We start from the raw sequence: 4,763 nt of genomic DNA on the forward strand, positions 1-4,763 counted from the left end.
GGCGGGCGCCAGTTGGTCGTGGGGGGGGATGCGCTTGAGGTGGGTGCCGGGGATGACTTTCAAGCAGCCGTTTTCCACTGCGGTATCGGTTAGAGAATAGTTTAGAAATATGATCTGCGGCCAGGGTGAGCAACTGATGGGATCGTTCCATTGCATCCAGTCCTGGTGCCAGTAGAGCGGTGGACCTTTGGGTTCTTTGGTGAGGATGATGATGCCGCCACCGGTTTGGAAATCTCCGAAGCCCAGTTGTTCGAGTGCCCGCCGCGATGGTTCCCATTCCAGCAGTTTTTGGATGCTCGGATTGTCTTCACCACGCACATTCACGTGTTGACCCTGATATCTAAATTCCTCATGCTCAATGTGATTGGCAATTAACCGCTCGGATTCTTCGCGCAGTTCTTCGAGGAACTCGTCGGTCAAAATATCGTCTATGACGCAGTACCCATCGCGGAGCATGTTTTCCCGCGTTTTCAGGGCTGTTTCAGGTGTCATGTTATGCTCCTCTTTTCTAACCCTTTGCCAAATCAGTGGATAATGTCAGCAAAATAGTTTAATGCAAAGGTGTTGTCAAGGTATCGTATCCGAGAGCAAAAACTTGAGTTTTGATTTTCTGGACGGGGTTCGTTATTTTGTCTGAAAATGATGGGAAGACTCATGATTGATAAAGAGAAATTTGCCATGTGCGTTTCTCGGGTTTTAAATCCCGTGTTTGTGCTGGGGGTTGTGATTGTGCTGGTATCCCTTGAGGCGTCTGGTTCGGGTACCTGGATTGTATTGTGTGTTTTGGTCGCGCTGTTTTTTAGTGTTTTCGCGCCCTGGGGTGTGGTATTGTACATGCGTCGTCGAGGTGAGATTAGCGAGTTGTTTATTCCAGAACGCCGCGACCGACTGCGACCGCTTTTATTTTATTGCGCGAGTTCCTGGGTGGGTGTTGGTATTCTTTATCTCATACACTCGCCGCCTGTGATATATGCGCTGATGGTCTGTGTCGCCGTTCTGAGCACTGTCGCGTTTTTGATAACGATGCAGTGGAAAATTAGCTTACACGCTATGGGGCTTTGGGCTGCCTGTGGTGTGGTAGTCGCGCTCTATGGTAGCTGGTGGGCTGTTGTTCCCGCAGGACTGGTTTCGTGGGCACGGTTCGTATTACAGGCTCATTCTGTATCTCAGATTTTGGTGGGTAGTGTTGTGGGAGCCGGGGTTGCGTTTCTCATTTTTGGCTATATGCTCAATACATGAATTGGAGGAATTATGAAGATCAAGTCCATTGAAGCTGTGAATGTTTCCATTCCACAACAGAAACCGATAACGCCCGCCCGCCGTTCGAGTTGGCGGCATTCGTCACCGATTGGCCTGCCGATGAATAAATATCCGGAGTTTCCGCCAGATGTACCGAGCAAGTCGCCGGGTATTGGCGGGCGGGGCGTATGGGTTAAAATAACGGCTGAGGATGGCACATGGGGCCTGGGCAGAACGGGATTTGGCGAACCGGTTGCCGCATTGATCGATGCTTTTTACGCGCCACTATTGGAGGGACGAGATTGTTTTGCGACAGAGCATCTCAACGATATGATGTGGCGGGCTTCCAAAAGGCACGGGTCGCTGGGGTTGTCCGCTTGCGCGCAGAGTGCAATTGATCTGGCTCTGTGGGATTTGAAGGGAAAGTTGCTCGATCAGCCTGTTTACAGATTGCTTGGGGGACCATCCCGCGAGAAGATTCGGTGTTATTGTACAGGCGATGATCTCGATTGGTCGATTGAGCTTGGGTTTGAGGCGTTTAAAATTACGAATCCCGTGCATTACGAGCAGGGTATCACGGGTATAAATATTATGGAGGAAAAGGTCGCCCTGGCGCGAGAAACTGTGGGCGTGAATGCCGAGTTGATGATCAATCCCGTGATGGCTTACGATGTGGAATTTGCTATTCGTCTTGGGGAAAGGCTCAGACCCTACGAATTGAAATGGATGGAAGAGCCGCTATTTCCAGAAGACCTCGAAGGGCATATTCAATTGAAAAAAGCCATGACCTGGATTCCCATTGCAACGGGTGAGGATCACCACACGCGGATTCCGTTTCGCCAACTCGTGGAAAATCGCTGTGTGGATGTCGTGCAACCCGATTTGCACTGGTGCGGAGGGATGACCGAGGCTGTGAAGATTCATCACATTGCAGAAGCCGCCGGTATTAAGAGCAGTCCGCACGGGGGCTGTAATTCGGCTTATGGACAGCATTTTTGCTATGCGATGCCCGAGTGTACCTTGTGTGAATTTCATTTGAGTACACCCGTGGGGGTGCCCCTGGAAGAAGTCGCGCGGATGCCGGGCGTGCCCGTGCCCAAAGATGGCTATCTGGTGCCGTCGGATGCGCCGGGATTTGGAATGGATATTGCCGAAGAATGGATTACACCCTGGGATCACGGGCGTTTAAGCACGGGTGGCGAGCATGTGATTTTATAAAAAAGAAGAGCGGGCAAAACCTCCACCCGCTCAAATTTATTCGCTGTGCATTTACAGATTACTTTTCAAAATAAAGTCCTACGCCCCACAAGCGGCCACCGAAGAAATTGCGTCCGGCAACAGGGATGCGCACCGAGGCTTCAATACTCACATTTTGGTGCACATTAATGAACACTGTGGGGGCAAGATACGTGATGCCTATATCGTCATTCCCCCTGCTGCCTTCTGCGCCAGCGATGCCTTCTAATTTGAGCGCGAGGAGGAGTATGTCGGTGGGAGTGACACCGACTTCAGCATTGTAAATTATCTCTTCACCAGGGTTAAATCCGCTGGTACTGTTTTCCATGCGGAAACGATACCCCAGGTCGAGATTGGCGTAAACGGGAGCGGGATAGAAAGACCGTCCCAATTGCAGAATCAAGTCAATATCTGATTGGCCCGATCCCACGGACATGCCCTCATTTTTATACGTACCTGCGGGGTCTTGCCCATCGTCATAAGCACCTGTTGGGGCTTTGAATCCCAATTTGAGGGTTGCCACAACATCTTGTTGCACGAGGTTGATTTTGGCAAATCCGCGAACGTCTCCAATACCCGATGCGTCCAGAGCAATAAAACCTGGAAAATTAAAATTGTCGTGATCATATTTATTGCTGATAAAGGGGATTTGTAAGCCGATGTCAACGCGGTCGTTTATGCCGTAAAAAAAGTCGAGATATACTGACCGTGAATTATATACAGCTGCTGCAGCGGCTGGTCCAAATCCACCTGTATTTCCTGCTGCGTCATATCTTTCTGAGGTCGATGTAATTAAGGTTGTAATTTTGCCCCAAAAATGGCCCTTTTGCAGTGTCCAGGCACCTGCATAAGCAGTATGCGGTAAAAGGACACAGAGGGCGATGGCGAGAAGGAATTTTATACATGGGTTAGAATGCGGCGTGGAAATGCTCATTTTTTTCCTTTCTAATAAAGTGTTTTACCACAAACAGCCCAGCGGTAATCGATCCGCTGTTCAAACTGCTCAGGTGCGAAGATAAATAAAAGATGGCTATTTTGCAAATGTTTGGAGTTGGAGTAAACGAGTACATTGTGGATAGATGCATAAACCCGAGCGCGGGGTAGCGTCACATTTTGCCCATGAGACCCGAGTATGAAATCCCTGCGGTCCATATATGACCGGCGGGGAAGTTGCGTCCACCAGCGGTTATGCGCACAGAGGTTTCGAAGCTCAGGTTTTGAAAGGGGCCTATGAGGAGCGTGGGCGCGAAATAGGTAATGCGCCTGATATCGCTGGATAGTTCGAGGCCCAATACGCGGGAGGATCTACCTTTGATGCCCTCTAATTTGAGGATGAGGATGAGTTTGTCGATGGGATTATAACCTATTTCTGAGTTTAAAAACCACTCGTCGCCAGGGTCGTAATTGGTGGTATTGTTTTGCAGGCGGACGCGGTACCCCATATCGACGTTGGCGTACAGTGGAAAGGGCCAAAAAGATCGGCCGATTTGTGCGGTTAATTCAAAATCCCACTGGCCTTCACCTGCGGAAATAATTCCGTCCTGGTTTTGAAACTTGCCTGTGGGGGCTTTGGTTCCAAATTTTATTGTGCCCACAACAGGGGTTTGTGCAATGTTGATTTTGGCAATCCCTCGCATGTCACCAAAACCCGATGCGATATTCGCTGGCCGGAAGCTGATGTTTTCAAATTCCCGACGATAGTAGGGAATTTGTATGCCGATGTCGATGCGATCGCTCAGGCCGTAAAACAGGTCGATAAAGAGTGCCTGTGAATTGTAGTGCCCATTTTCGCGATAGTGCGCGCGGTCTCCGGGTTCATAGAGGCGATTGAGATCGGGTTCGCGACCTGCGCCGCCAACGGCCACATATTCTTCATTTGTCGATTGCGCCATGCCTGTGATTTTGCCCCAGAGATGGCCTTTTGCGAGTGTCCAGGCACCTGCGTAAGCGGTATGGGGTAAAAGAATAAAGAGGGCGAGCCAATAAAAGCAGTGCATGGAGGAGTCTAAAATTTTAGAAGGACATTGTCCGTCTAATAAATTCCAGTATTCTGCCAGAAGGTTGCCCAGGCAAACCAGAAGGCATTATGGGAAGGTAGTTGTTCTAAGGTCTTATTTTGGAGTGGCCCAGCAATGGTTTCGCCTTTGAGGTTCCAGGTGCTGCCCGTCTCCTTGTCGCGGAGGAGAAAGGGATAGACCGTGTCGCGGGGGAGCGTTTTCTCAAATGTGAGGGTCTGTCCATCGACCACCCGATTAAAGGGTATTGCGTATTGCTCCTGGTGGTAATAG

At 50.0% G+C, this 4,763-nt stretch carries 6 protein-coding genes; 2 read left to right on the plus strand and 4 right to left on the minus strand.

Annotation, left to right across the window (positions count from 1 at the left end; genetic code table 11):
• On the minus strand, positions 1-492 hold a 492-nt coding region (locus tag OXG87_09625), incomplete at its 3' end, for a phytanoyl-CoA dioxygenase family protein (protein ID MCY3869805.1).
• Positions 493-654: 162 nt separating this feature from the next.
• On the opposite strand from OXG87_09625, the gene OXG87_09630 reads away from it, so the two are divergent.
• Both OXG87_09630 and OXG87_09635 read left to right on the plus strand, forming a co-directional pair.
• On the plus strand, positions 655-1,239 hold the full coding sequence (locus tag OXG87_09630) for a hypothetical protein (protein MCY3869806.1): 585 nt from the start codon (positions 655-657) through the stop codon (positions 1,237-1,239).
• A gap of 12 nt (positions 1,240-1,251) precedes the next feature.
• Positions 1,252-2,457 carry a mandelate racemase/muconate lactonizing enzyme family protein gene (locus OXG87_09635; GenBank protein MCY3869807.1) on the plus strand — a complete coding sequence of 402 codons (1,206 nt, stop codon included), beginning with the start codon at positions 1,252-1,254 and terminating at the stop codon, positions 2,455-2,457.
• Positions 2,458-2,515: 58 nt separating this feature from the next.
• Here the strand turns inward: OXG87_09635 and OXG87_09640 are convergent, their stop codons facing one another.
• From OXG87_09640 to OXG87_09650, 3 genes are all read right to left on the minus strand, one after another.
• The gene (locus OXG87_09640; GenBank protein MCY3869808.1) at positions 2,516-3,409 is read right to left on the minus strand and encodes a hypothetical protein; all 894 of its coding nucleotides are present in this window, start codon (positions 3,407-3,409) and stop codon (positions 2,516-2,518) included.
• Between the two features lie 172 nt (positions 3,410-3,581).
• Positions 3,582-4,472 (minus strand): transporter, encoded by an 891-nt coding sequence (locus tag OXG87_09645; GenBank protein ID MCY3869809.1) that lies wholly within the window; start codon positions 4,470-4,472, stop codon positions 3,582-3,584.
• Positions 4,473-4,507: 35 nt separating this feature from the next.
• On the minus strand, positions 4,508-4,763 hold a 256-nt coding region (locus OXG87_09650), incomplete at its 5' end, for a DUF3179 domain-containing (seleno)protein (protein MCY3869810.1).

This window comes from Gemmatimonadota bacterium (genome assembly GCA_026706845.1).
GTDB lineage: Bacteria > Latescibacterota > UBA2968 > UBA2968 > UBA2968 > VXRD01.